This is a genomic window from Streptomyces sp. NBC_00872 (assembly GCF_045161915.1).
In the GTDB taxonomy this organism is placed as follows: Bacteria; Actinomycetota; Actinomycetes; order Streptomycetales; family Streptomycetaceae; genus Streptomyces.
Window position 1 is genome coordinate 4374845 of sequence record NZ_CP108806.1, and the last position, 24560, is coordinate 4399404.

Annotated in this window: 20 protein-coding genes and 2 riboswitches; of the genes, 11 read left to right on the top strand and 9 right to left on the bottom strand. The window is 71.6% G+C overall.

What is annotated here, in order from left to right:
- The first annotated feature begins 172 nt into the window (after positions 1 to 172).
- Entirely contained in the window at positions 173 to 1117 is a 945-nt protein-coding gene (locus OG214_RS18670) for a CPBP family intramembrane glutamic endopeptidase (protein WP_405985364.1), read from the top strand.
- Between the two features lie 356 nt (positions 1118 to 1473).
- On the opposite strand, the gene OG214_RS18675 is transcribed toward OG214_RS18670, so the two are convergent.
- The 4 genes from OG214_RS18675 to OG214_RS18690 all read right to left on the bottom strand — a co-directional run bounded on the left by OG214_RS18675 (position 1474) and on the right by OG214_RS18690 (position 7904).
- Positions 1474 to 2547 (bottom strand): hypothetical protein, encoded by a 1074-nt coding sequence (locus OG214_RS18675; protein WP_405985365.1) that lies wholly within the window; start codon positions 2545 to 2547, stop codon positions 1474 to 1476.
- A gap of 124 nt (positions 2548 to 2671) precedes the next feature.
- Entirely contained in the window at positions 2672 to 4177 is a 1506-nt protein-coding gene (locus tag OG214_RS18680) for a pyridoxal phosphate-dependent decarboxylase family protein (protein ID WP_405985366.1), read from the bottom strand.
- Positions 4167 to 5711: an MFS transporter gene (locus OG214_RS18685; protein WP_405985367.1), complete on the bottom strand. Its 1545-nt coding sequence runs from the start codon at positions 5709 to 5711 to the stop codon at positions 4167 to 4169. The genes OG214_RS18680 and OG214_RS18685 overlap by 11 nt, the downstream gene beginning before the upstream one ends.
- A 162-nt stretch (positions 5712 to 5873) precedes the next feature.
- The gene (locus OG214_RS18690) at positions 5874 to 7904 is read right to left on the bottom strand and encodes a TerD family protein (protein WP_405987544.1); all 2031 of its coding nucleotides are present in this window, start codon (positions 7902 to 7904) and stop codon (positions 5874 to 5876) included.
- A 350-nt stretch (positions 7905 to 8254) separates the two neighbouring features.
- Positions 8255 to 8400: riboswitch (SAM riboswitch) on the top strand.
- Between the two features lie 38 nt (positions 8401 to 8438).
- Between OG214_RS18690 and OG214_RS18695 the strand changes: the two genes are divergently transcribed.
- The 5 genes from OG214_RS18695 (at position 8439) to OG214_RS18715 (ending at position 12821) form a co-directional block, all read left to right on the top strand.
- Complete coding sequence (locus OG214_RS18695; RefSeq protein WP_405985368.1) at positions 8439 to 8576, top strand: hypothetical protein; 138 nt, start codon at positions 8439 to 8441, stop codon at positions 8574 to 8576.
- A 243-nt stretch (positions 8577 to 8819) separates the two neighbouring features.
- Complete coding sequence (locus OG214_RS18700) at positions 8820 to 9734, top strand: glutathione S-transferase C-terminal domain-containing protein (RefSeq protein ID WP_405985369.1); 915 nt, start codon at positions 8820 to 8822, stop codon at positions 9732 to 9734.
- A riboswitch (SAM riboswitch) is annotated at positions 9699 to 9809 on the top strand. It overlaps the preceding gene by 36 nt.
- Before the next feature lie 47 nt (positions 9810 to 9856).
- Positions 9857 to 9988 carry a putative leader peptide gene (locus tag OG214_RS18705; protein WP_363085249.1) on the top strand — a complete coding sequence of 44 codons (132 nt, stop codon included), beginning with the start codon at positions 9857 to 9859 and terminating at the stop codon, positions 9986 to 9988.
- Between the two features lie 190 nt (positions 9989 to 10178).
- Positions 10179 to 11387 (top strand): LLM class flavin-dependent oxidoreductase, encoded by a 1209-nt coding sequence (locus OG214_RS18710; protein WP_405985370.1) that lies wholly within the window; start codon positions 10179 to 10181, stop codon positions 11385 to 11387.
- Positions 11388 to 11408: 21 nt separating this feature from the next.
- On the top strand, positions 11409 to 12821 hold the full coding sequence (locus tag OG214_RS18715) for an NtaA/DmoA family FMN-dependent monooxygenase (protein WP_405985371.1): 1413 nt from the start codon (positions 11409 to 11411) through the stop codon (positions 12819 to 12821).
- A 159-nt stretch (positions 12822 to 12980) separates the two neighbouring features.
- Here the strand turns inward: OG214_RS18715 and OG214_RS18720 are convergent, their stop codons facing one another.
- Complete coding sequence (locus OG214_RS18720) at positions 12981 to 15284, bottom strand: esterase-like activity of phytase family protein (RefSeq protein ID WP_405985372.1); 2304 nt, start codon at positions 15282 to 15284, stop codon at positions 12981 to 12983.
- Positions 15285 to 15747: 463 nt separating this feature from the next.
- On the opposite strand from OG214_RS18720, the gene OG214_RS18725 reads away from it, so the two are divergent.
- From OG214_RS18725 to OG214_RS18740, 4 genes are all read left to right on the top strand, one after another.
- On the top strand, positions 15748 to 15951 hold the full coding sequence (locus OG214_RS18725; RefSeq protein ID WP_363085603.1) for a cold-shock protein: 204 nt from the start codon (positions 15748 to 15750) through the stop codon (positions 15949 to 15951).
- Between the two features lie 355 nt (positions 15952 to 16306).
- Complete coding sequence (locus OG214_RS18730; RefSeq protein ID WP_405985373.1) at positions 16307 to 17860, top strand: DEAD/DEAH box helicase; 1554 nt, start codon at positions 16307 to 16309, stop codon at positions 17858 to 17860.
- 81 nt (positions 17861 to 17941) lie between these two features.
- Positions 17942 to 18250: an SCO5918 family protein gene (locus tag OG214_RS18735; RefSeq protein WP_363085601.1), complete on the top strand. Its 309-nt coding sequence runs from the start codon at positions 17942 to 17944 to the stop codon at positions 18248 to 18250.
- A 201-nt stretch (positions 18251 to 18451) separates the two neighbouring features.
- On the top strand, positions 18452 to 18790 hold the full coding sequence (locus OG214_RS18740; protein ID WP_363084186.1) for a MerR family transcriptional regulator: 339 nt from the start codon (positions 18452 to 18454) through the stop codon (positions 18788 to 18790).
- Positions 18791 to 18794: 4 nt separating this feature from the next.
- Here OG214_RS18740 and OG214_RS18745 read toward each other — a convergent pair whose 3' ends face one another.
- The 4 genes from OG214_RS18745 to OG214_RS18760 form a co-directional block, all read right to left on the bottom strand.
- A complete protein-coding gene (locus tag OG214_RS18745) occupies positions 18795 to 19430 on the bottom strand; it encodes a class F sortase (RefSeq protein ID WP_405985374.1) in 636 nt (211 codons plus the stop codon).
- 122 nt (positions 19431 to 19552) lie between these two features.
- Positions 19553 to 19999 carry a hypothetical protein gene (locus OG214_RS18750; RefSeq protein WP_405985375.1) on the bottom strand — a complete coding sequence of 149 codons (447 nt, stop codon included), beginning with the start codon at positions 19997 to 19999 and terminating at the stop codon, positions 19553 to 19555.
- A 101-nt stretch (positions 20000 to 20100) separates the two neighbouring features.
- Positions 20101 to 22326, bottom strand: coding sequence for a sensor histidine kinase (locus OG214_RS18755; RefSeq protein ID WP_405985376.1), 2226 nt, complete (start codon positions 22324 to 22326; stop codon positions 20101 to 20103).
- Entirely contained in the window at positions 22313 to 23113 is an 801-nt protein-coding gene (locus tag OG214_RS18760) for a response regulator transcription factor (protein WP_405985377.1), read from the bottom strand. Before OG214_RS18760 ends, OG214_RS18755 begins: the two co-directional genes overlap by 14 nt.
- Positions 23114 to 23332: 219 nt before the next feature.
- On the opposite strand from OG214_RS18760, the gene OG214_RS18765 reads away from it, so the two are divergent.
- Positions 23333 to 24244, top strand: coding sequence for a hypothetical protein (locus OG214_RS18765; RefSeq protein WP_405985378.1), 912 nt, complete (start codon positions 23333 to 23335; stop codon positions 24242 to 24244).
- Positions 24245 to 24560 lie beyond the last annotated feature (316 nt).

Here is a 24560-nt window from a genome sequence, read left to right on the forward strand (position 1 = left end):
ATCCAACCGCACGCCTCTGACACCAGTCGGCGAGAGCGGGTCCTGACCGGTCAGCGGGGGTGTACCCAACACCACCCCCCAGCTGGGCCGTACGCCCAATGTGCCGCGCTCCCGCCGTCCGTAGCGTCATGGACATGGCGCAGAGAGCGCCTCGGCGGAAAGGGCGGCGGACATGTTCCAGCGGAAGAGCGGGACCGGACCCACCGGAAGCGGCGAAGAGCTGCGGCAGGCCGGGGCCGGCGACATCAGCGGCCGGCAAAGCGGTCTCGCTCTCTTCTTCGCCGTCACCTTCGCGACGACCTGGACCTTCTGGCTGATCGCGATCGCACTCGGCGGATCGCCGACGAGCTCCCCCACCGCCGTCCCCTATCTGCTCGGTGGCTTCGGCCCGGTGTTCGGCGCGATCGCGGTCCGCGTCCGCCGCACCCGCCGCGGGGAACCCGTACCGGCTCGTACGGTGAAGTTCCGGCAGGGCGCACGGCTGTTGTGGGCGCTGCCCCTGCTGGCGCTGGCATCGGCGACCGTGGTGGCGGGCGCGCTGCTCGCGGACTTCCTGGGCGGTGCCGGGGTGAGCCTGACCGAGGGCAGGGAACTGATCTCGACCGTCGGCGGAATCGTCCCGTTCTTCGTCAGCATGCTGATCGCCGGTCCGCTGTCCGAGGAGCCCGGCTGGCGCGGCACGGCATATCCGCGCCTGCGCGCGTCCATGAACCGTCTTCAGGCCGGCCTCCTGCTGGGTGCCGTCTGGGCGGTATGGCATCTGCCGCTGTTCTTCATCGAAGGAACCGTCCAGGCCGAGTTCGGTCTGTTCGGCTGGAGTGGCCTGATGTTCTCGCTCAGCGTCCTCCCGGTGGCGCTGCTGGCCGGTTACGCCTACGAGCGTGCCGGAGTCGCGGCGTCCATCGCGGTTCACCTCGGTTTCAACGCGACCATGGCCGTACTGACCGTCGAGTCGCCCGTCACGCAGGCGTTCATCCTGGCGGTCCAGGTCGTTCTCGCGATCATCCTGCTCGCCACGCAGCGCGATCGCCGGACGGACCCGCCCGTTCAGACGGCCCCTGGCTCGCACCAGGCCGTCACTGCCGCGTCGCCCCAGGTCACCTCGGCCCGAGGCTGATCAAGCTGATCGACAAGGGCGGCGCACCAGAGCCGCCCGGCGACAACGCCGCGGCTGAGAGCCGGCCGCGGCGTTGTCGCCATCAGGCGTTTCGGGCGGGTTGGCAGGTTGGGCCGCTCGGCCGCTTGGCCGCCAACTCGGCGACCGCGCCCGGCGATCCGCGACTTCGACCCCGCGACGCCGACCCCGCGACGCCGGCCCGCGACGCCGACCCCGCGTTCACCGGCGCAGTTCGGCCGCCGCGTAACACGACTGGAAGGTCAGGGCGTGGTCGCCGTGCAGCCAGTAGATCGTCATGGTCGACAGCACACTCCGCTTGACCCACCGCGTCCGTGAGCCGACGGCTTCGTCCTGAGTCAGGATCCATGACTCGACCTGCTCAGGAAGGCTGAACGGTCGTAGATCCCGCGCAGCCACGGCTGACGGACGGCGGGCAGCCGTGCCAGCGTGTGGAGGAACACGTCCCAGTCCGGCCGGAACAACTGGTTCGGGTACGGCGGCAGGGGATCGTCGCGGAAGACACCGTCGGGCATTCCGCCTGACACGGGAACGAGCAACCGTTCGCGGTGGAAGGCCAGATGGGTCCATACGTCGGCGGCCAGCGGCACGGTTGCCGCGGTGCCGGGCGGCTGCCACGCCTTCCCCGTCCGTGGATGTCGCGGGACGAGGGCGATGTCGGGAGCGGGGTCCGGGGCGGGCAGGCCCGGTCCGGCCAGAGCCGCTCTCTTCGCCGGTGGCCTGGACGGTCCCGGCGGGAGCAGCGTTTCGAGCGCGCGGCCGAACATATCCGTGACAAGACCGTCGGGGACGACCACGGGTGTGCCCGCCGAGACCGCCAGCAGATGGGCCAGAGCGGCCCCGGCCGCCGCCTCCCACCGTGGGCTCCACCTGCCGGGCGGCTCGATCGGCGGCGTACCCCGCCACTCCTCCGCCGGCGCCTCCCGGTCGACGGTCCGGCCGGCCGGATCCTCGGCGGGAAGCCGGCGCACGGACTCCGGCGCGAGCCGCACCGCCTGCCACAGCGAACAGTCGTCGATACGGGTCGCCACCGGCCGCCCGCATCGCACACACGCCAGATTCGGGCCGTCCCTCCCGTCCACCCCCATGCAGCAGCCGTCACACCGCTCCGGCAACAGGTCGGTGCCGCGCGTGTCGCCCGGCGCGACGACAATCCCCCCGGGCGCACCGAAGGAAAGGGAGTGAACCGGCGCGAAGACACCGCGGGCTTCCGCTTCATCCGCCCCGACCTCGCTCCACGGCCGCCATGGCGGCCCGAAGGGCTCCGGGTCGACCGCGTACGTCCCCGGTTCCATCAGGGCGGGGAGCATCTCGTGCCCGTACCTGTGGTGGGCGTGGACGGGAAGCGCGACCCGCGACAGGGTGGCGGTCAGCACGGCGCCGCACCCCGCACACGCGAACACATCGCCCATCGGTCCTCCCCCGCCTCCGGCCTCTCGCCTCCCGCCTCCGGACACGCGGATCATCCCGGATCGGCGGGGCGCGGCCAACACCTTTGAGGCAGCGCGGCTTGGGGGGAACGGTGTTCCGACCGAGTCAGCCCCGGTCCGGGCCCCGGACCGGAGTTGTGTGGAAGACGGAGCCGATGAACTCCGTGAGGAGCCGCTCCTTGAGCGGCCTCGGAAGCGCGTCGAGCAGCACCAGGACCGGGGCCATCCGGCCGGGGAGTCGCGAGTCGCCGCCGAGTCCGGCGAAGGCCAGGACCGTGGCGATCTCGTCCGGGCCGAGTGCCGCCGGGTCGAGTCCCGCGGCGAGGTCGGCGAGGCCCGGGTCCACGGTGACCGGGGGCAGCGTACGGGCCGTGCGGAGTGCGGCCGCGAGGTCCTCCACCAGCGCGTCCACCTGGCCGGCGGTGGCCGGGGTCAGGGTGAGATGGAGACTGGGCGGCAGCCCGTCGAAGGAGAGCTGAGGCTGTAGATACCAGCCGCGCTCGCGCATCTCGTCGGCGAGGTGGAGCAGCAGGCTCAGGTCGGGGTCACCGTCCGCAGGCCCGCCGAGAACCGTGAACGCGACGAGTCCCGCGGCCGGTTCCCCCAGTACCCGTACGCCGTCGGTCCCGCGCAGGCCCGCCAGCAGCCGGTCCGAAGCCTCGGCGACCCGCCCCGCCAGCGCGGTGTAGCCGTCGTCACCGACATGCTGGAGAACTGCCCACGCCTGGGCCAGCAGGCCCCCGGACTTCGTGCCCTGGACCGTCGGGTTGACGACCGGGTAGCCGGGCCAGCCCGCGTGGGCGAAGTACTGGTACCGGCGCAGTCCGGCGTCCCGGTAGAGGACGACCGAGGCGCCCTTGTCGGCGTACGCGTATTTGTGCAGGTCCACGGAGAGCGAGGTGACCCCGGGAACCGACAGGTCGAACGGCGGCACCTCACGTCCCGCGCGCCGCAGATAGGGCAGGAGCCAGCCGCCGATACAGGCGTCGACGTGGCAGAGCACCCCGCGCCGGGCGGCGGCCCCGGCGATCTCGGCCACCGGGTCGATCACCCCGTGCGCGTACGAGGGTGACGAGGCGACCACGAGCGCGGTGCGGTCGGTGAGTGCCGCGGCCACGGCGGCGGCGTCGGCGCGGAAGGTGACCGGGTCGACGGGGACGACGACCGTCTCCAGGCTCAGATAGTGGGCGGCCTTGTGGAAGGCGGCGTGCGCGGTGGACGGGAGGACCAGTTGCGGCGCGGTGACCCCTCGTACCGAACGCGCGTGGTCCCGGGCCGTTTTGACGGCGAGCAGGATGCTCTCCGTCCCGCCGCTGGTGAAGGTGCCCTGGGCGCCGGGTGCGCCAAGGAGCGTCGCGACCGCGCCCACCAGGTCGTTCTCCAGCCGGGCCACGCTGGGGAAGACGGTCGGGTCGAGGCCGTTGACGGCCGCGTACTCCGTGTACGCGGAGGCGGCCAGCTCGTCGAGGCCGTCGAGGCCCGCGTCGTAGACGTAGGCGAAGGTGCGCCCGCCCCGGGTGGGCGCGTCGGCTTCGCGCAGGACGCGCAGCTCGGCGAGCACCTCGGCCGCGGAACGGCCGGTGGGCAGGGCACGGGCGGGTTCAGTCGGCACGGCCGGTCTCCTTGTGCGGGGATGCGGATTCGGTGTGCGGGGGCGCGGATTCGGTGTGCCGGGACGCCGGCTCGGTCTGCGGGAACGCGGACTCCGGCTCCGGGGGCGCGGACTCCGGCTCCGGGGGCGCGGAATCGCCGTGCACGGGCGCGGACTCGCTCTCCGGAGACACGGACTCCGTTCCGTCCTCGCGGTAGCGGTGCAGCAGCCAGAGGCTCGCCGCGGCGAGCACGGCGGGCAGTGCGCTCATCCCCGCGGTGATACCGGTCAGGGCGGCCTCGGGCTGGTCCACGCGGTGGTCCGCGTCGGAGGAGCGGAACCCCGTCACCGCGAGGACCAGGGCGAACACCCCGGCGCCCAGCGCGAAGGCCAGGGTCTCCGCGGCCGTCCACAGCCCGGTGAATGTCGCGGCCCGCCGCTTGCCGGTACGGACGACATCGGCGGCGAGGGTGTCCGCGAGCATGGTCAGCGGCAGCAACTGGAGCCCGGCGTAGGCGACACCGATGACCGCGACCGCCCCGTAGCCTGCCGCGGGTCCGACCGCCGGAGTCAGAGCGAGGAGCATGGCTCCGGCGAGGAAGAGCAGGGACGCGCACCACTGGGCCTCCTTCACTCCGCGCAGGCGGCCGAGCCGGTTCCACAGCGGTGTGACGAGGGCGAGCGGACCGATCAGACAGGCGAAGAGCGGGGTGACGGCGCCCGGCGAGCCGAGGGTGTACGTGGCGAAGTACTGGACGCCCGCGAGCATCACGCCGATGGCCAGGGCCTGGAGGCTCCACATGCCGGCCAGGAACAGGAACGGCCGGTGGGAGCGGGCGGCGGCCAACTGGGCGCGGAGCGACGGCTCGGCCTCGCTGCGGGCCGCCGCCGGGGCCCACCGGGTGGTGAACCACGCGCCGAACATGCCCACGGCGAGCAGGATCGCGACGGCGACCCCCATCGTCCGGTAGCTCGCCGGACTGTCGCCGTCGGCGTGGGCGATCGCCGGGGCGAGCGCCCCGGACAGCAGGATCGCGACACCGAGGAAGCCCACTCGCCAGCCCAGGACCCGTGCGCGTTCGGCCGGATCCTCGGTCATCTCGGCGGGCATCGTCACGTACGGCACCTGGAAGACGGCGTACGCGGTGGCGGCCAGCAGGAACAGCACCGCCACATATCCGGCCGCGGCCGCCTCCCGCAGCGGGGGCGCGGCGAAGATCAGCGCGAAGAGCGGAGGGAGGGTGCAGGCGCCGATGAGCAGGAACGGACGGCGCGGCCCGCCGCGCAGCCCGCTGCGGTCGGACACCGCTCCGACCAGCGGATTGATCAGGACGTCCCAGGCCTTCGGCAGAAAGACCGCCGCCCCCGCGACGGCCGCGGGCACGGCGAGGACGTTGGTGAGGTAGTAGAGCAGGATCAGACCCGGCACGGTGGCGAAGGTGCCGGTGCACAGGGAGCCGAGCCCGTATCCGATACGTACCCGTCGTGGCAGTCGCGGGACCGGGCGTGGCAGACGCGGGACCGGTTCGTGGTTCGCACGGATGTCCGCTGGCATGCCGCAGATCATGAACGACGGTCCGAGCGGGCGACAAGGGTCGGGTGTGACGGCGGCATGAACTCCGGCGCCGTGGGTTCCGCGGCGCTAGACGATGTCAGCGCCGCACCGGCCGTAGCCTCGTCGCTCCGAACCAATGGGTGGGAGTCGCCGACACGTTGGTCATCCAGCGGTGGTTTCAGCGAGTTGGGGGCGTTTGGCCGGGCGGCGTTCAAGATGGGCGACAACGCCGGTGTAGAAGCGGTCCACGGCATCGTCGACGCTTCGGATGAAACCGGAGTCGGTGTTGCCGCGAGTGCTGCCCATGCCTTTCAAGAGGGACAACCGGAAGCCGGTGATCTGCGCGCCGTCTCGCGGGAGGATGTCCGCCGGCTCGGGGCGGAGCCGTTCCAAGGTGCCGCGCGGGCCCGCGCCCTGGCCCTCGATGAGCGTCTCGATGTGCAGGTCGGCCGGCGCTTCGGCGAGTTGGCGGACCAGGCGCTTGACCCAGGTGAGGGGATAGCCCTGTTCCGGGGCAGGGATGTCGATGGAGGTACGCAGCTTGCCGGTGCGCAGGTCCGCGGCGACGGACAGGGAAGCCGGCGTGCCGTCGATACGGAGTTCGGCGTGCAGACGGCCGTCCTCGCAGAGCCGGTCGGCCAGAGTGACACGGCGGGTATGCGGGTCGGTGCCGCGTTTGGCCCGCTGTACGGGCAGAACCTTCTGGCCCAGTTCACCGCCGAGCCGCAGACAGACCTGGCGGACGAGGCGTTCCCAGCTCTCGACCACCTGGATGGCGTGCGGGTCGCCCTGACAGAGTGTCTCCTCGTCGATTCCCTTGCGTACGGGTACCCAGGCGGGCCCCATGTTCTGGAAACCGTGACAGCCGGAGTTCTCGTGCTGGAGATAGTGCAGGAGTTCGAGGAGGAGCCACGCGTGCGCGGCGTTGCCGACGCCTTCGTGGCGGATCAGCATCTGCGCCTGGTGAGCGACCTCCGCCCAGGACAGGTGCCACAGCGCCACCTTGTGCTTGCGCCGGCCGTCCACCTTGACGTCCACCAAGGGCCTGCCGTCCAGAGCCACGTCGTTCGACAAGGTGATCACGGCGTCGTAGCCGCGCCTCGACGCGATGTCCATGTAGTCCTGCACCTGTGCGGTCTTGAGCGCGTTGCCGTTGGTCTTCGTCTCCACCAAGGCGGTCCACAACTTCCCGGCACGCTCGACGCGAATGACGCCATCGGGGCGCTTGGGCGTGTCCCCATGCGGCAGCGAGACCTCCGTGAAGGTCTCCGTGCGGCCGGCGGGAGCGCCGAACGCGGCGGTGAGCCTGCGCCCGAACTCCGGCACCTGGGCCATCACCGAGAGAAGGACGGATGTCGCCCGCGTCTCCCTTTCCCGGTCGCTCTTGAGGGACGGGACGGGGAAGAGCCGGGCACGTCGCCACGCGTCATTCTCGGCGAGTGACTTCCCGCCCGTCCTGGGAAGTACGACCTTCTTCTTGGCGGTACGGGGACGCCGAGGCGCGGGTACACCGGCGGCTTCGGGTAAACCGGCGACTTCGGGGGCCGTCAGCGGCGCGGGCGGCGTCGCGGGAAGCTCCGTGGCCGGAGTGTCCAGCACGGCGGCGGAAGGCACCGGGGCGGCGTCCTCCACCGGCGCTTCGGGTTCCTCCTCGGACGCGTCGTCCACATCGATGCCGAAATCCGTTGCCAGACCCGCCAGACCGCTCTCGTACCCCTGGCCGACGGCCCGGAACTTCCACCCCTCCCCTCGCCGGTACAGCTCACCGAAGATGAAGGCGCTCTCCACCCCCGCGTCATCGATGGAGAACGTGAGAAGGGGCCCGCCGGTACGGTCGGCGAGTGTGACGCGCAGCTCGTCCAGATCACCGAACCGCGCGCCGCCATACCTGCTGGCCGCCAGGACGACGCGTTCCACACCCGACGACATGGCGCTCAGATCGAGGGTGATCCGGTCCTCGCTGCCGTCGGCCGTCGGTGTCTTGCCGAGCAACTGCACGCTGCCGTCGGCCGATGCCGGGTTGTTGTAGAAGAAGAAGTCCGCGTCACTGCGCACCTTCCCGTCCCCACCCACCAGCAGCAGGGAGACATCAGCGTCCCCGTCCCCTGTCGCGCTGCGCCATGCCAAGCTCAGGACCACTGAACTGATGTCCTCGCTCAGGGCGTCCAGTCCGACATTGCCACCCTTGACCATCTCCAGCATGCGGCCCCCCAGCCATGCGACCGCGCCGGGCCCGCTACACGGGCCGACCGATCGTGCGATGTGATCCACGGCACACTCCCCATGTGCGAAGTGAACCTTAGCGTGTGATGCACACCCCTAGAGCGCCAATGCGGCGATTGAGGGTTTGAGTACTGATTCCCCCGGTGCGCGGCGGGTGTTCCGTGAAATGTGGACGGGCGTCCCGGGTCCCGGACCGGCGGCCGAGGTTTCCCTGTTCTCCGGACCGCCCGACGGGCCCGGCCGGCCGCCCAAATCTGGCCGTTCTGCCTTGTTCTGACTCCTTGACGGTCCAACGGAGCGCGCTCAGACTGTTTGGCGACGGTCACGATTGTCAGCGCTCACCCGCGCGGAGTCCCTGTTCGGGTGGGTCACCGGCCCCGGCCCGCTGGCAGGCAACCCTTCCACCGCGACGGGGTGCCCCGGGTGACGACCAGGTCCCACCCGGGCGGTGGGGCAAGTGCGGTCTCGCTTGTTCCGCGAGGCCCGAGGACGGGACCGGCGGAGATGCGCAGGACAGCGAAGAAGAGCAAGAGCGTCTGTCGGACCTTCCGGTCGGTGCCGCTGCCGCGTCCGCGCCTGCTGACCAGGCGTCGCCATATCGATCTGCTGCGGCTCCGCAACGGCTGCGTGCCGGCTGTCTGAGCCGGCCGCGCTCCGGCCGTCCTAGCCGACCGCATGCCCGGTCGCCTGAGCCGGCTGACTGGCCGGCTGGCCGGCTGGCCGGGCGGGCGAGTCGGCCGTATGCCCCCGTCCTAGCCGAACCGTTCCCGATCGCCTTCCCGGGTCCGGGCGTTGTGTGCTGCCGCGCGCCGCCGGACCCTCCTTCCGTACGGCCACCGGCGCCGAAGAAGCCACCGGGGCTCCACCGCATCCATGGAGAGAGCCATGTCCGAGACCTCTGTACAGACGTCCTTCCCGTCGGCACTTCGCGATCCCCACCCCGGCACACCCCCGCGTTTCCGCGACCGTATCGGCGCCGGTCCCGGCGGTGGTTACTACCCGGTCGCGCACCGCTACCATCTGTATCTCTCGCTGGGCTGTCCGCTTTCACTGCGCGTCTCGATCACCCTCGGTCTGCTCGGGCTCAAGGACTCGATCAGCACCACACTCCTTCCGTCCCGGTCCGGCGGCTCTCCGTCCCGGTCCGACGGCTCCGACGCGCTCACGGCGCTGCGCACGGCCTACGAGACCACCCGGCACCACTACGACGGTCCGCTGACCGTGCCCGCGCTGTGCGACCTGTGGAGCGGACGGGTGGTGAGCAACCACACCCCCGACATCCTCGACGACCTCGCCGTCCACTTCACCGACCAGGACGACGCGCGTCTGCCCCGCCTGCGGCCCGCCGCCCTGGCCGCCGACATCGACGCCGTCCGCGAACTCCTCGGTGAGGGCCTCGGTGAGGGCCTCGGTGAGGGCCTCGGTGGCGGCCTGGGCGGGGGCCTCGGTGAGGGCCTCGCCCAGGGCCCGGCGCTGGATCTCCTGGGGCGCCGACTGGCCTCCCGCCCTTACCTGTTGGGCGAGACGCTGACGGCGGCGGATGTGGATCTGTGGGTCGCGCTCGTCCACCTGGACGTCGACGCCCTGCGGCGCGTCTCCGCCGGTGACCGCCTCTGGTCGTACGTACGGCGGCTGGGTACCCATCCGGCCTTCCAGGAAATTCCGCGTGCGGCGGGAAAGCGGGAACACAGCGGTGAGGAAGTGTGTTCCACCCTGAAGGACTGTGCCGGAGCCGGAGACCGGAGCCGGGTTACGGTGCCGGCGGGTCATGAGTGCCGGCGTCAGGCCCTGGCTTGCTGACCGGCGCCCCCGCCACACGGCGGAGCGCTCCGGGTGACGGCCCGGCGGAGCCGAAGACGGTTCCGCGAGCGGGCCCGGGACGGCGCGAGCCGGCCGGGACGGACGGGATGGAGGTGACGGCAGTGCGGGGAACTCCTCAGCGGCCCTTGGTCACCACCGCCATGTACTCGCGGCGGCACATCGATCTCCAGCGCGTCGCCGCCGCGCTCTGTCCGGCGTACGAACCGGCCGCCGCGCGGCACTTCACCGTCTAGGCCTGTCCGTCCAGGCCCTGTCCGGCCAGGCCCCGTCCGGCCGGTCTTCGCGGGCCCGGAACGCCCGGCCTTCTTCCCTCGCCTTTCGCCGATCCTCCCCTCTCGCCGACCTCCCCTTTCGCCGATCCTCCACCCCGACCGAGCACGGGCGCGGACGTCCTTCGGCATGCTCACAGGAAGCGGTACGCCCATGCCCCGAGCAGCACACGCACCCCTCCACCTGGCCGTCGCCCTCGACGGCGCCGGCTGGCATCCCGCGGCCTGGCGGGAGCCCGAAGCCCGGCCCGCCGAACTGCTCACCGCGCGCTACTGGACCGACCTGGTCACCGAGGCCGAGCGGGGGCTGCTGGACTTCGTGACCATCGATGACTCACTCAGCCTCCAGACCTCCCGTCAGGTCGAGCCCGACGAGCGCACCGACCAGGTACGGGGCCGTCTCGACGCGGTGCTGACCGCCGCCCGGGTGGCGCCGCTGACCCGGAACATCGGCGTGGTCCCGACCGCCGTGGTCACCCACACCGAGCCCTTCCATCTCTCGAAGGCGATCGCCACCCTCGACTATGTGAGCACCGGACGGGCCGGAATCCAGGTCAGGGTGTCCGGACGCGCCGACGAGGCCGCGCACTTCGGCCGCCGTACGGTCCCGGGCCTGCGGACCGAGGACCTGGCCGGGGCGGCGGGCAGGCCCTGGGTGAAGGAGCTGTTCGACGAGGCCGCCGACTACGTCGAGGTGCTGCGCCGGCTCTGGGACAGCTGGGAGGACGACGCGGAGATCCGCGATGTCGCCACCGGACGGTTCATCGACCGCGACAAGCTGCACTACATCGACTTCGAGGGCGCGCACTTCAGCGTGAAGGGCCCCTCGATCACCCCGCGCCCGCCCCAGGGGCAGCCGCTCGTCACCGCGCTGGCGCACGCGACCGTCCCGTACGAACTGGTCGCACGCTCGGCCGACCTCGGATTCGTCACCCCGGGCGACGCCGATGACGCCCGCGCCGTCCTGGCCGAGATCCGCGCGGCGCAGGCCTCCGCCGGCCGCGCCGACGAGACCGTGCACGTCTTCGGCGACCTGGTGGTCTTCCTCGACGAGGACCCCGGTGCCGCCGCCGGCCGCAAGGCCCGTCTGGACGAACGCGCCGGCGCCGAGTACGGCAGCGACGCCCGCGTCTTCACCGGGTCGCCCGCGCAGCTCGCGGACCTGCTGGAGGAATGGCGGGACGCCGGGCTGACCGGCTTCCGGCTGCGCCCCGGCGCCCTTCCGTACGACCTGGAGCAGATCACCCGCCGCCTGGTGCCCGAACTCCAGCGCCGCGGCGCCTTCCGTACCGGGTACGAGGCGAGCACGCTGCGCGGACTGCTCGGACTGCCCCGCCCCGCCAACCGCTACGCCGCCGTCTGAGCCGGAAGGACCGTACGAGCAATGAGCAAGCCCGCCAAGCCGCTGAAGCAGATCCACCTCGCCGCGCATTTCCCCGGCGTCAACAACACCACCGTATGGAGCGACCCGCAGGCCGGCAGCCACGTCGAGTTCAGCTCGTTCGTCCACTTCGCGCGGACCGCCGAGCGCGCCAAGTTCGACTTCCTCTTTCTCGCCGAGGGACTGCGGCTGCGGGAACAGGGCGGCCGGATCTACGACTTGGACGTCGTCGGGCGGCCCGACACCTTCACCGTCCTGAGCGCCCTCGCCGCCGTCACCGAACGTCTCGGCCTGACGGGCACGATCAACTCCACCTTCAACGAGCCCTACGAGGTGGCGCGCCAGTTCGCCAGCCTCGACCATCTGTCGAACGGCCGCGCCGCCTGGAACGTCGTCACCTCGTGGGACGCCTTCACCGGCGAGAACTTCCGCCGCGGGGGCTTCCTGCCGCAGAACGAGCGCTACTCGCGGGCCAAGGAGTTCCTGAGCACCACCACCGAGCTGTTCGACTCCTGGCGGGGCGACGAGACAGCCGCCGACCAGGAGTCCGGCACCTTCCTGCGGGACGCGCGGGCGGGAGCCTTCGTGCACAAGGGCCCCCACTTCGACATCGCCGGACAGTTCAACGTGCCGCGCAGCCCGCAGGGACGCCCGGTCATCTTCCAGGCCGGCGACTCCGAGGAAGGGCGCGAGTTCGCGGCGTCGAGCGCGGACGCGATCTTCAGCCGTTACAGCACTCTCGACGAAGGGCAGGCGTTCTACACGGACGTCAAGAGGCGTCTCGCCGGCCATGGCCGCACCCACGACCAGCTGCTGATCCTGCCCGCGGCGACCTTCGTGCTCGGCGACACGGACGCCGAGGCGGAGGAGCTGGCCCGCGAGGTACGCCGCCAGCAGGTCAGCGGCGCCACCGCGATCAAGCATCTGGAATTCGTCTGGAACCGCGATCTGTCCGCGTACGACCCGGAGGGCCCGCTCCCCGAGATCGACCCGGACCTCGGCGAGCACACCATCGCCCGCGGTCGCGCCCAGGTGCGGATGTACCGCGACCCGCTGGCGACCGCCCGGGAGTGGCGGGAGCTGGCGGCCGCGAACAAGTGGTCGATCCGGGACCTGGTCATCGAGACCGGCAGTCGCCAGTCCTTCGTCGGCTCCCCGGCCACGGTCGCCGAGACCATCAACTCCTTCGTGCAGACCGACGCCGCCGACGGGTTCATCCTCGTCCCGCACATCACCCCCGGCGGGCTGGACGTCTTCGCCGACACCGTGGTCCCGCTGCTCCAGGAGCGCGGTGTGTTCCGCACCGAGTACGAGGGCACCACCCTGCGGGACCACCTCGGCCTCGCCCACCCCGATGCCCACCCCGGTGCCCACACGGACGCCGACGTGCCGGCCGAGCCGGTGGCGTCGCCGTAGCCGGGCCGGGCCCGGGGTGTGCGAACGGCCGCCGGCGATCCGCCGGCGGCCGTTCGGTGTTCCGTCGTCCGAGGCGGCGCCGATGAGCGCCGCGGTGGATCAGTGATCGATACGTTCGATGTATTCGATGTGTTCGATCAGCGGTGGATAAGTGGCGGATCAGTGGCGCCCGAAGATCTTCTTGCTGGAGCCGAGGCGCAGCAGGACCGTCTCACCGGTGGCGTTGTCGAGACCGTCGTTGTCGGTCACGGCGTAGACCCCGCCGTCACCGGCCACGGTCAGCCCCTCCAGCTTCTCCTGGGTCCAGCCGTTCGTCGCGCGCAGGTCGGGCAGCACGTCGTGGGCGAGCTTCTTCGGCAGTACGCGCAGCGGACCCGACGGCGCCGCGGACTTCGGCAGGTCGACCGTGTACACGCGCTTGATCTTGGCGGACGGGCCGTTCAGCTTGTCCCGCTCGATGACGGCGAGCTTGTCGCCGACCACGGTGATCTCGGAGAGGCCGATCCAGTCGCCCGGGGTGGTGGTGCTGCCGATGCGGTAGCCGTACCAGCTCCAGGTGCCGGCCTCGACGTCGTAGCGGCCGAGCCGGACGATCCCGGCCGGGTCGGTCTTGACCTCACGCTGGAGCGTGGCCCAGACGACCTCGTGGCCGCGGCGGTCGGTGGTCGCGGTGACCCCCTCGAAGCCCTGTCCCGCGAGGCCCGCGGCGACGTCCGCCGGCAGCGGGACGACCTGCTGGGTCCTGCCGCTCCCGTCGAGCCGGACCAGCTTGTTGCCCGCGCCGGTCGTACCCTCCACCGCGAGCCAGAAGCCGCCCTGCGGCCGGGCGTAGACGCCCTCCGCGTCATAGCCGGTCGGCCGGCCGTCGGTCCCCTTGACGGTCAGCGAGCGGGTGATGACCGCCGGCTGCCGCGCCGTGTCGATGGTCAGGATCCGGGTGTCGGAGTACGCCGCGTCGGTGACGCTGTAGAGCTGGTGCGACTTGCCGGGTACGGCGGAGAGCGCGCCGAGCGCGCCCCAGCCGATCGGCGCGCCGGTGGCGTCCGGTGCCGAGACGACGCTCGGGAACGCGGGGGTGTCCTTGCCCAGACGGAAGAGGCTCACCGAGGCCCGCACATTGGCCGAGGCGTCGTCCTCCTCGCTGGAGACGGCGAGCAGGTCGCGGGACGGGATCGGCAGCAGCCCCTCGGGGCCGTTGGTGGTGGCCAGCACCTGGCGGAAGACCGGGGCGGTGGGCCGGCTCAGGTCGTAGACGGCGACGAAGTTGGACCGCTCCGAGCCGACGAAGGCGTAGCGCACCCCGTCGAACTCGGCGATCGCCAGGCCTTCCGGCTCGGTGCCCTTGTTCTCGGCGCGGTCCTCGTTGTGCAGCCCGTACCGTACGGCGAGCCTCTCGAAGCTGTTGCCCGCGTCCCAGACGACCTTGCCGGTCCGGCTGTCGAAGATGGACCAGCCGCGGGTGCCGCCGCGCCAGTCGCCCTCGTTGGCGGTCGCCACGTAGCGGTCGTCGATCCAGCCGACCGAGTCGGGCTCGCGCGGTACGTCGGTGATCGAGCCGGTCAGGGAGATCGTGCCGTCCTCGACGGTGTCGATGCCGTCGACCGACGCCGTACCGGCGCTGAAGGCCTTGGTGATCCTGCCCGTGGGCAGATCCAGCACGACGACGCCGTTGTTCTCCTGGAGGGTCACCACGAGCTGGTCGCGGCTGTTGACGGAGACGTACTCCGGCTCCGGGTCGGTCGGCTCGGTGATCCCGGCGGCGACCAGGGCGGGCAGCGCCTTCCCGTCCGCCTGGGTCAGCGGCACGGCCCGGGTACGCCACTGCTTCGGCGAGTCGCCCTTGAGGTCGACGATCTGCACGAAGCCGGCCGGAAGCTGGGGCAGGTCGCCCTCCTCGCCTCCGGGCGGGGTCGCCTCCTCGTCGCGCTCGTTCTCGATCGCGATGGCGGCGTACCGCTTGTCCTTGCTGATCGCGATGGAGTCGGGCTGGCCGCCGAGGTCGTAGGTCGCCACCCGCCGGCGGTCGCGCAGCGAGATGACGTCGAGCCGGCCGGACGGGTCGGTGTAGCCGGGGCTGGTGTTGACCACCACCAGGACGTACTGGCCGACCACGGCCACCGAGGTCGGCTCGTCCTCGGCGTCGCCGAGTTCGGCCAGCGACAGCGTTCCGAGCCCGCGCGGCTTGTCGGGCTTGCTGATGTCGAGGAAGCCGATCCGCCGGGCCAACGCGTCGGTGTAGACCAGGGTCCGGCCGTCCTCGCTGGTCGCCGAGATCTCGGCGACGGTCGGGGTGGCCGGGTCCTCGCCGACGGGCCGGTTCTGGAAGACCGGGTAGGTGGCGGTGCGGTCGAAGGCGACCGGCCGCCGCCAGTCCTGGTGCGCGCTCGCCGCGCCCGTGCCGGCCAGCGTGCCGGCGGCGACAGCTACGGCTACGAGCACGGCGTAGGTTCTCTTCGGGGGCATCTTTTCTCCGTTGCACGACAGTGTGTCGAGGCAGGATCGTCCCACCTGCGAGCGAGCACGGAACGGCGTCCGGATGAACAGCCGACGAAGATCATCGACGCCGCCCGGCCGGAATCGGGACCGCCGCCCCTCCGGTACTTCCGTGTGCGCGGCCCGCAAAAACACTTCACCCGGGGCGAGCCAATATCTGTGACGGCGAGATGAGAAATCGGCGCAAGGCGGGGTGAGGGTATCTCATACAAGAGGCAGAGCCGAACAATCGGCCACGCGGCGCCGATCTCAGCGTGCTACTGTCGAACCCAGTTGCAGTTGTGGTTCCCAAAACTTCAAGTGCCCTCACCCGGTGTCCATGCCGGTGAGAGCACTTTTGTATTTCCGGCCATTTCCGGGTGGGGCGATCATCGCGGCGACGCGGAGTCCGCACGGTGCGGATTCCGGCGAACTGCCCCAAAGGAGATTCGACATGGCTGCTGGAACCGTCAAGTGGTTCAACGCGGAAAAGGGCTTCGGCTTCATCGAGCAGGAGGACGGCGGCGCGGACGTGTTCGCCCACTACTCGAACATCGCGGCCCAGGGCTTCCGCGAGCTGCTCGAAGGCCAGAAGGTGACCTTCGACATCGCGCAGGGCCAGAAGGGCCCGACGGCCGAGAACATCGTTCTCGCCTGACGCCGACCGTGGCGCGTACCCCGTACGCGCACTTCGCAGCCGGGGCCCGCATCCTTGGGGGTGCGGGCCCCGGCCGCGCGCATTTCAGGGTGGCGCCGCTCCGCCTCGCCGATCATCATTTCCCGGCGGGGATCCGGACGCCCTCCCTCTTCGGGCGGATATTCCGCCCCACGCTCCGGACGCGAGTCCGTTCAGAGCCGGCGCGGCCGACGTGCCGCCGCCTCTTCACCCGGCTCCCAGGATTTTCACCGGTCAGATTCGATTTCGCATTTCACCCGGCTCATTCTCGCAATTCTCCGTGCTGTTCATCGCTCCGGGAATTCCTTGATACGTGCCGCGTCGAGGAAGGTTCCGTATGAACCGCACACGCACGAACGACCGCTTCGCCCGCACCCGTAAAGGCGGCTCCGGCTTCGGTTCCGGCTCTGGCTCCGGCTCCGGCTCCGGAAAGGGCGGTAGCCGCTTCGGCGCTCCGAGCCGTTCCGGTGCCCCGAGCCGTTCCGGTGCTCCGAACCGTTCGGGCGGCCCGAGCCGTTCGGGCGGTTCCGGCCGCCGACCCGCCGCGTTGCAGGGGGAGTTCGCCCTGCCCGTGACGATCACGCCCGCGCTGCCCGCCGTCGAGGCGTTCGCCGATCTCGGCATGCCCGCGCAGTTGCTGGCCGCGCTGAAGGCCGAAGGCGTGACCGTACCGTTCCCGATCCAGGGCGCGACCCTGCCGAACACCCTCGCGGGCCGGGACGCCCTCGGCCGCGGACGGACCGGCTCCGGCAAGACGCTCGCCTTCGGTCTCGCGCTGCTCGCCCGTACGGCGGGACAGCGCGCCGAACCGCGTCAGCCCCTGGCCCTGGTCCTCGTGCCGACGCGCGAGCTGGCGCAGCAGGTCACCGACGCCCTCGCCCCGTACGCCCGCTCGGTGAAGCTCCGGCTGGCCACGGTCGTGGGCGGGATGTCGATCGGCAGGCAGGCCGGGGCGCTGCGCGCCGGGGCCGAGGTCGTCGTCGCGACCCCGGGCCGGCTCAAGGACCTCATCGACCGCGGCGACTGCCGGCTGAACGAGGTCGCCATCACCGTCCTCGACGAGGCCGACCAGATGGCCGACATGGGCTTCATGCCCCAGGTCACCGCGCTGCTCGACCAGGTACGTCCCGGAGGGCAGCGGATGCTGTTCTCCGCCACCCTGGACCGCAATGTCGATCTGCTGGTGCGCCGCTATCTGACCGACCCGGTGGTCCACTCCGTCGACCCGTCCGCGGGCGCGGTCACCACGATGGAACACCACGTACTCCACGTCCACGGCGCCGACAAACTGCGGACGACGACCGAGATCGCCGCCCGCGACGGCCGGGTGATCATGTTCCTCGACACCAAGCACGCCGTCGACCGGCTGACCGAGCATCTGCTGAGCAATGGTGTACGGGCGGCCGCCCTGCACGGCGGCAAGTCCCAGCCGCAGCGCACCCGTACCCTGACGCGGTTCAAGACCGGGCACGTGACCGTGCTGGTGGCCACCAACGTCGCGGCGCGCGGCATCCACGTCGACAACCTGGAACTCGTCGTCAATGTGGACCCGCCCACCGACCACAAGGACTACCTCCACCGCGGCGGCCGTACCGCGCGGGCCGGGGAGTCCGGCAGCGTCGTCACCCTGGTCACCCCGAACCAGCGCCGTGACATGGACCGCCTCATGGCGGACGCGGGGATCCGCCCGCAGATCACCCAGGTGCGCTCGGGCGAAGAGGCCCTGACCCGCATCACCGGCGCCCGGACCCCGTCGGGCGTCCCGGTCGTCATCACCTCCCCGGTGGTCGAACGCCCCAAGCGGAGCGCCGGAACCTCCCGGGGCCGGCGCCGCGGCGGTTCCGCGCGGCGCGCGCCCGAGCGCCGGTCCACCGTCAACGCGGCGGCCTAAGGTCCTGTCCGGACAGGACCTGGAACACCCCTCTTCCCCCTGCTTCTCCGTGCTTCTCCCTGCTGCTCCCTGTGAGGCATCATGCGCTGTGTCATCGCCCGATTCCCGTTCGATCTGACCAAGAGCGGGGTGCTGGAATCGATGAGGACCGTCAAGCCCGAGCCGGTGGTGGGCGAGTCCGTGATCATCGGCCGCCGTCAGTACCCCGCCATGCAGGTGGGCCAGGTCATCACCCGCCAGGACCGCCGTGACTTCAGCGCCGGCGAAGTCATCCGGGCCATGACGCTCCTCGGCTTCACCTGCCGCGGTCTTCCCCAGGCCGCCGCACCCGCGCGCCCTCTCACCTCGCTCCAGAAGGCGTCCGCGATGCTCGGCGCCGGTCCCGTCTGACCCCGGGGCGGGCGACAAGGGCCTGTAGGGCCTGTCGGAGAGACCGTAGGCCGACACCAGAACAGCGATGAGGGCCCGACCGGCGCGCGCCGGTCGGGCCCTCATCGCGTGTGCCCGAATGTCGATGGTGTTCAATTTCCTTCGGGGCCCTGGTGCTGTACGGCGCCGGGCCCCTCGACGCGTTCCCGGGAAGAGGTGCGGATGACAGCGGATGATTCACTCGGCGGCCGGCTGGACGACGATGACTACCCCGCCTACACGATGGGCCGGGCGGCCGAGTTGCTCGGCACCACGCCCGGTTTCCTCCGTGCCATCGGAGAGGCCCGTCTGATCACCCCGCTCCGCTCCGAGGGCGGTCATCGCCGCTATTCCCGCTACCAGTTGCGGATCGCGGCCCGTGCGCGGGAACTCGTCGATCAGGGCACCCCCGTCGAGGCCGCCTGCCGCATCGTCATCCTTGAGGACCAGCTCGAAGAGGCCCAGCGCATCAACGCCGAATTCCGCCGCGCCGCGGCCCCGCCGGACGACAGCTCCCGCTGAGGAGTCAGTCCAGCGTCGCGTAGACGATGAGGTTGTTCACCGGGTGCCCCTGGGCGTCGAAGTCGCCGTCGCAGGTGATCAGCCGCAGGGCGTGATCCCCGGTCGGGCCGTAGACCCTCTCGGTGGGGAAGGAGTCCTTGCCGACGCTCTCGGTGCCCGTGACGGTGAAGTGCGCCGATTCTCCCCGGTCGTTGGTGACGGTGATGTCCGCGCCCTTGGCGATCTTCTTGAGGTCGTGGAAGACGGCCTTGCCGTAGCGGGTGTCGTTGTGGCCGATGATGACGGCCGCACCGGCCTCACCGGGCACGGCACCGCCGGTGTACCAGCCCGCGGTCATGCCCTTCTCGGCCGGCGGTACCTCGACGGTTCGGTCCGCGTTGAGACCGAGCTCCATCAGCGAACTGGTGACCCCGATCGAGGGGATGGCGACCTCGGTGGGAGCCGCGGGCCGCTCGGTCTCCGGAGCGCCGGGCGAGGCGGTGCCGACTGCGGGGGCGGAGGCCGGGACAGCCGGATCGGGGGCCGCCGAGCAGCCGGTGAGCACGGCGAGCACGGTGAGGACCACGGGTACGACGAGGGCGAGAGGGGAAAGGGCCGGCGGGGTGCCGAAGCGCCGTACCGGGTGGTGCGCAGGGGACACAGCGGGCTCCGGAGCAGGGCTGGGCTGGGCTGGGCTGGGCCGGATCGGACTTGGTGAATACGCGGTGGCGCCGCCCGGCGAAGGACGGCGCCACCGTTGTGCCGGGTCAGACGCTGTGCCGGTCAGACCTCACGTCGCTCGGCGGAGCGGCGGCGCAGTACGAAGGTGCCGGCGCCCGCGAGCAGCAGAGCGCCCGCGGCCGAGCCGACGAGGGTGGTGACGCCGGTGCTGCCGGCGGCCGGGGCCTCGCCCGCGTCGACACCACCCCGCGGGGCATTGCCGACGGACGCGGCCTTCGCGGCTTCGGCCTTCCTGATCTCCTCGGGCGAGAGGTCCTTCGAGGTCCCGGTCCTCTTGGCGGCTTCGGCCCTGGCGGCCTCGGCCTTCGCGGCCTCGGCCCTCTTCCGTTCGGCGTCCTTGTCGGCCGTGGTCGGCCGTTCGGTCACCGACGCCGACGCCGACGGCGCCGGGGTCTTGTCGGAGGCGACGGCAGCGGAGACCGGGACGAGCAGCGCGCCGGCCGCGACGGCGGTCAGGACAGCGGAACGCAGGCGGTTGTGGCGGGGCATGTAAGGCTCCAGTTCCAGCCCGGCCTTGGTGATACCTGGATGCCGAGTCGCACCAGGTTCCGGGCAGGACTCAAGACTGGCGACCACTTGTGAAGAAGCTGTCAGGACGTCATGGTCATCGCATCAGGGCCGGGGGGCCCGGCCGGCAGCCGCACGGTGAAGACCGAGCCACGCCCCTCGGTGCTCTCCACACTCGCCGTGCCGCCGTGGGCCTCGGCCAGCTTGAGGACGATCGCCAGGCCGAGGCCGCTGCCGCCGGTGCTCCGGTTGCGGGACTTCTCGGCCCGCCAGAAGCGGTCGAACACATGGGGGACGTCCTCCGCCGGGATACCGCTGCCGGTGTCGGACACCTCCAGGGCCACCTCGTCGCCGGAGCCGGTGACGTACGAGCGCAGCGTCACCGTGCCACCGGGCGGAGTGTGGCGTACCGCGTTGGACACCAGATTGCTGACGGCCTGGCGCAGCCGGACCGGGTCGGCGTGCAGCGGCGCTTGAACGGAACCGGGCGACGGCTGAACGGGACCGGGCAACGGGCGAACGGGATCGGGCGACGGGCGGAGGGGACCGGGCGTCGTCCCGGAGACCGTCAGTGTGACGCCCGCGGTCTCGGCCAGACCCTGGTGTGCCGCGGCGACCTGGCCGAGGAGATCCGAGACGTACACCGGCTCCAGATGCAGGCGCAGCGCACCCGCGTCCGCCGCCCCCAGGTCCTGGAGATCGTCGATGATGTGCTGAAGCTGCACCGCTTCCTCCAGGAGCGAGGAGACGAACGCCGGATCCGGCTCGGCCAGACCGTCCTGGGCCGCCTCCAGCCAGCCGCGGATATTGCTCAGCGGGGTACGCAGCTCGTGCGCGACATCACTGACCATCACCTTGCGCTGCTCCTCAAGCCTGGCGCGGTGTACGGCCATGTCGTTGAAGGCCGCCGCCAGCCGTCCGATCTCGTTGTCCGGGCCGACCGGCACGGGCGCCGAGTCCAGGCCGTCCCGCATCCGCTGCGCGGCGCCGGTGAGCGCGTGCAGCGGGCGTACGAGCCGGGCTCCGGCGATCACCGAGGCGCCGACGGTGAGGGCGAGGACGAGGGCCGTGACCCCGACGATACGAGCGGTGTTCGCCGGTGAGAGATCGAACCCGGGCACACCGGCGGCGCCGGGGTCGTCGATGAACAGCAGTGCGGGCGCGGCGACATAGGCCGTGAGCTGTTCGCGGCGGGCGCTGCCGACGCAGGAGGCGATGGCCCGGTCGTACCCGCTGTCGCGGGCCACGGGCACGGGTACGGGGCCCGTGCGCGTGCCCCGGGCAGCCGCCGCCAGCTTGTCCTCGTACGCTCGTGCCGTGGCCGCTCTTCTTTCGGCCGCCTGCCGCTCGGCCGCCGCCTCCTTGCTGATGCCGGCCTCGCCGAGGACGCTCTCGCTGACGGCTCCCCCGCTGATCGCGCCCCCGGACGCGGGGCGCGCGACCGGTAGGCCTGGGTCCGCGACGTCCTGTCCGTATCCCCGGTCCCAGGACAGGTCCAGATTCAGTTTCACGCCCGTACGTCCCTGGCGCTTCAGACAGGCGTCGGCCAGTTGATTGAGCGAGTGGAGGGCCTTCTTCTCGGTCGTGGTGGGACCGCTCGACTCGACCGACAGGCATTTGAGTTCCATGGAGCGGTCGGTGTCGTTGCTCACGAACTGGACATGGGGCCGCCCGCTCGGGCTCTCGACCACATCCGCGGCGATACCCACCCTGTTGAGACACCCCACGCTCCTGGCCATGGCCTGCCGCAGGCCGGCACGTTCCTTCGCGGGCAGCAGGAACGGCCCCACAGCACGCGGATCTACGCGGTCCGCGCCGGCGGAGGGGGCATCGGGCACCAGGAGGGTGTCGACGGACAGCGGGTCGACGACCGCCGAGGCCTGCGCCGGCAGCGGGGCGGCGGACGAAGGACCGGAGGAGGTCCCGGCAGAACTCCCGGAAGAGCTCCGGGAAGAGGCTCCGGCGGAAGCGCCGGCCGACGGGTCGTCGGCGGAGTCGAAGAGCGTCCGCCGGTCCTGGGTGGTCAGCGCGATCCGGCGCTGGGACTGCCGGGCCAGTTCCCGCACGGTGCCGTCGACGCCCTCCCAGCCGGGGTGGGTGGCCGCGTACCCCAGCAGGGTGTTGTAGATCTTGGCGTCGGAGCTGAGGTTCTGCCCCTGCTCCTGGCGGATCGCGCCGGAGGTCGTCTGCACCGCGAGCCAGGCGGTGGCGGCTACCGAGCACGAGGCCACCAGCGCCGATACGGTCAGCAGCCGGCCGAGCAGGCTCTTACGGAGCGGCGGCCGTGTCCGCTCGTCAGGACGGAGCATGGCGTGCGCCCTTCGCGGGGTCGGTCAGCTTGTAGCCGACGCCGAACACGGTGAGCAGCCGGACCGGCCGTCTCGGTGCGCGCTCGATCTTCTTGCGCAGATGCATGATGTGCACATCGACGGTGCGATCGCTGATGTACTTGTCGAAGCCGTGCAGTTCCTCCAGGAGGCGCTGCCGGGTGAAGACCCGGTCGGGCTCCGCCGCCATCGCGGCGAGGATGCGGAACTCGCCGGGCGTGCACACCACCGGCAGCCCTCCGACCGATATCTCGTGCCGGGCCGGATCGACCGTGAGTGTGCCCACCGACAGCACCTCGTCCTCGACGGCGGCGGGCGCGGGACGGGAGGCGGGGACGGCGCCGGGGGCGGGGACGGGGGCGGGGGCGGATATGGGTCCGCCGGAAGCGGGACCGGCGGGACGCCGGTTGCGGCGCAGCAGCGTACGTACCCGGGCCATCAGCTCACGAGGGCTGAACGGCTTGGTCATGTAGTCGTCGGCGCCGAGATCCAGGCCGAGCAGCAGATCGTCCTCGGTGCTGCGGGCCGTCAGCATCAGCACCAGCACCTCCCGGCACTCGGCACGCAGGATCCGCACCACGTCGAGGCCGTCGGCCCGGGGCATCATCACATCGAGGACGAGCAGGTCGGGTTCTCTGTGCCGGACCTCCTCAAGAGCCGCACGGCCGTCCTCGACGACCGTGACCGTGTGTCCCTCGTGCTCCAGATAGCGGCGCACCAGTTCGGCCTGCTTCACGTCGTCTTCGGCGACCATGATGTTCGCGCACACGCCGACGATCGTAGCGAGGGCGGCATCGGGCCAGGTGGTGAACGGCGACCGCGCGGGCGCCGGACACGGGTGCCGGCGAACAATCTTCGCGAGAGCAACACACGGTCGACGCACGACCTCCCGCAGGTGCCGTTACGTTGTTGCCCGTTCGATCCTGAGTGCGAACGTGAACAGGTCGCCGGAGTCCCTGGTGGCGCAGCCAGCACAGGAAGATCGCGGATGGACTACTGCTCCTCGTGCCGTCGGACGCTCAACGGTGCTCTCGTGTGCCCCGGGTGCGGCGCGTACGCCCCGGACATCGCCCCTCCCGGCCATCAACTCCACCGCGACACGGCGCTGACGACCGTGACGCCGGCGGAGACATGGCGCACACCGGAGCCCCCCGCCCCGGTCCCGGCCTCGGCCCTGATCCCGGCCCTGACGGGGTATGACGACTCGCCTCACCTCGAAGCGGGACAGACAGGCCCCGGCAATGTGTCCGAGACCGCGACGGAGGGTGTGCCGGCCGTGTCGGACGCCGGGCCGCCGAGCGGCTCCGAGCACACCGCCCCCGCGACGGAGGGCCGCGCCGCCCGGCGCCGCCAACTGGCACGCTGGAAGAAACAGCGGCGCCGGGCCGCGGTCGCGTCCACCGTCGCACTCGTCGGGGGCGGTCTGACCCTCGCCGTGCTGCCGTCCCGCCCTTCCACCGGCCACGACGCGCAGGCGTCCTCGACGCCGGAGCCGAAAGCCACGGCCACGACCCTGGCGGACGCCACCGACACCGACTCGTCATCCGTACGGCCCCGCGCCCGCGATCCGCGCGATTCCGGCACAGGCGATCACCCGTCCGCGATCACCGGCCCACCGCGCAGGACCACCACCGTGCTGGCCAGCACCACGACGAAGAGCCCGCGCGGGACCACCGCCACCCGCCCCACCGCGACGACGAACCCGAAGCCGCGCACCACACCCGCGGCGACCGCCGGCACACCCACCACCAACCCCGCGCCCCCGCGGACGACCACGCCGCCGCCCGCCGAACCGTCCTCCCCCACCGACAACCCCACGGCGGACACACCGCCCCCGAACCCCGCGCCCTCGACGGAGTCACCGGACCGGATCTGCCTGCTCGTCCTCTGCGTCGGCTGACCACCCCGCCCGCGGACGGGACACGGCGGCCCGGGGCGCGTGACGCGGAGGGCCCTCCGATCCCACCCGGGCCTCCCGGCATTCACCGACCGTTCAGATCGGCGGGTGGCCGGGCCGGACGGCCCCGAACTACGGTTGACGGCGTCCGGCACGGGCGGGCGGTACGGTCCACGGCGCGGCCAACCCTCACCGGGACCGGTAGGGGCACGGGGCCCGGACCGGCGGTCGCGGTGCGGGACGGGGGATGCCGGGGCGGGGCGACCCTCCGCGTCGGGGCCACGGGGGGGAAATCGATGGTCAGATATGTCCACCATCA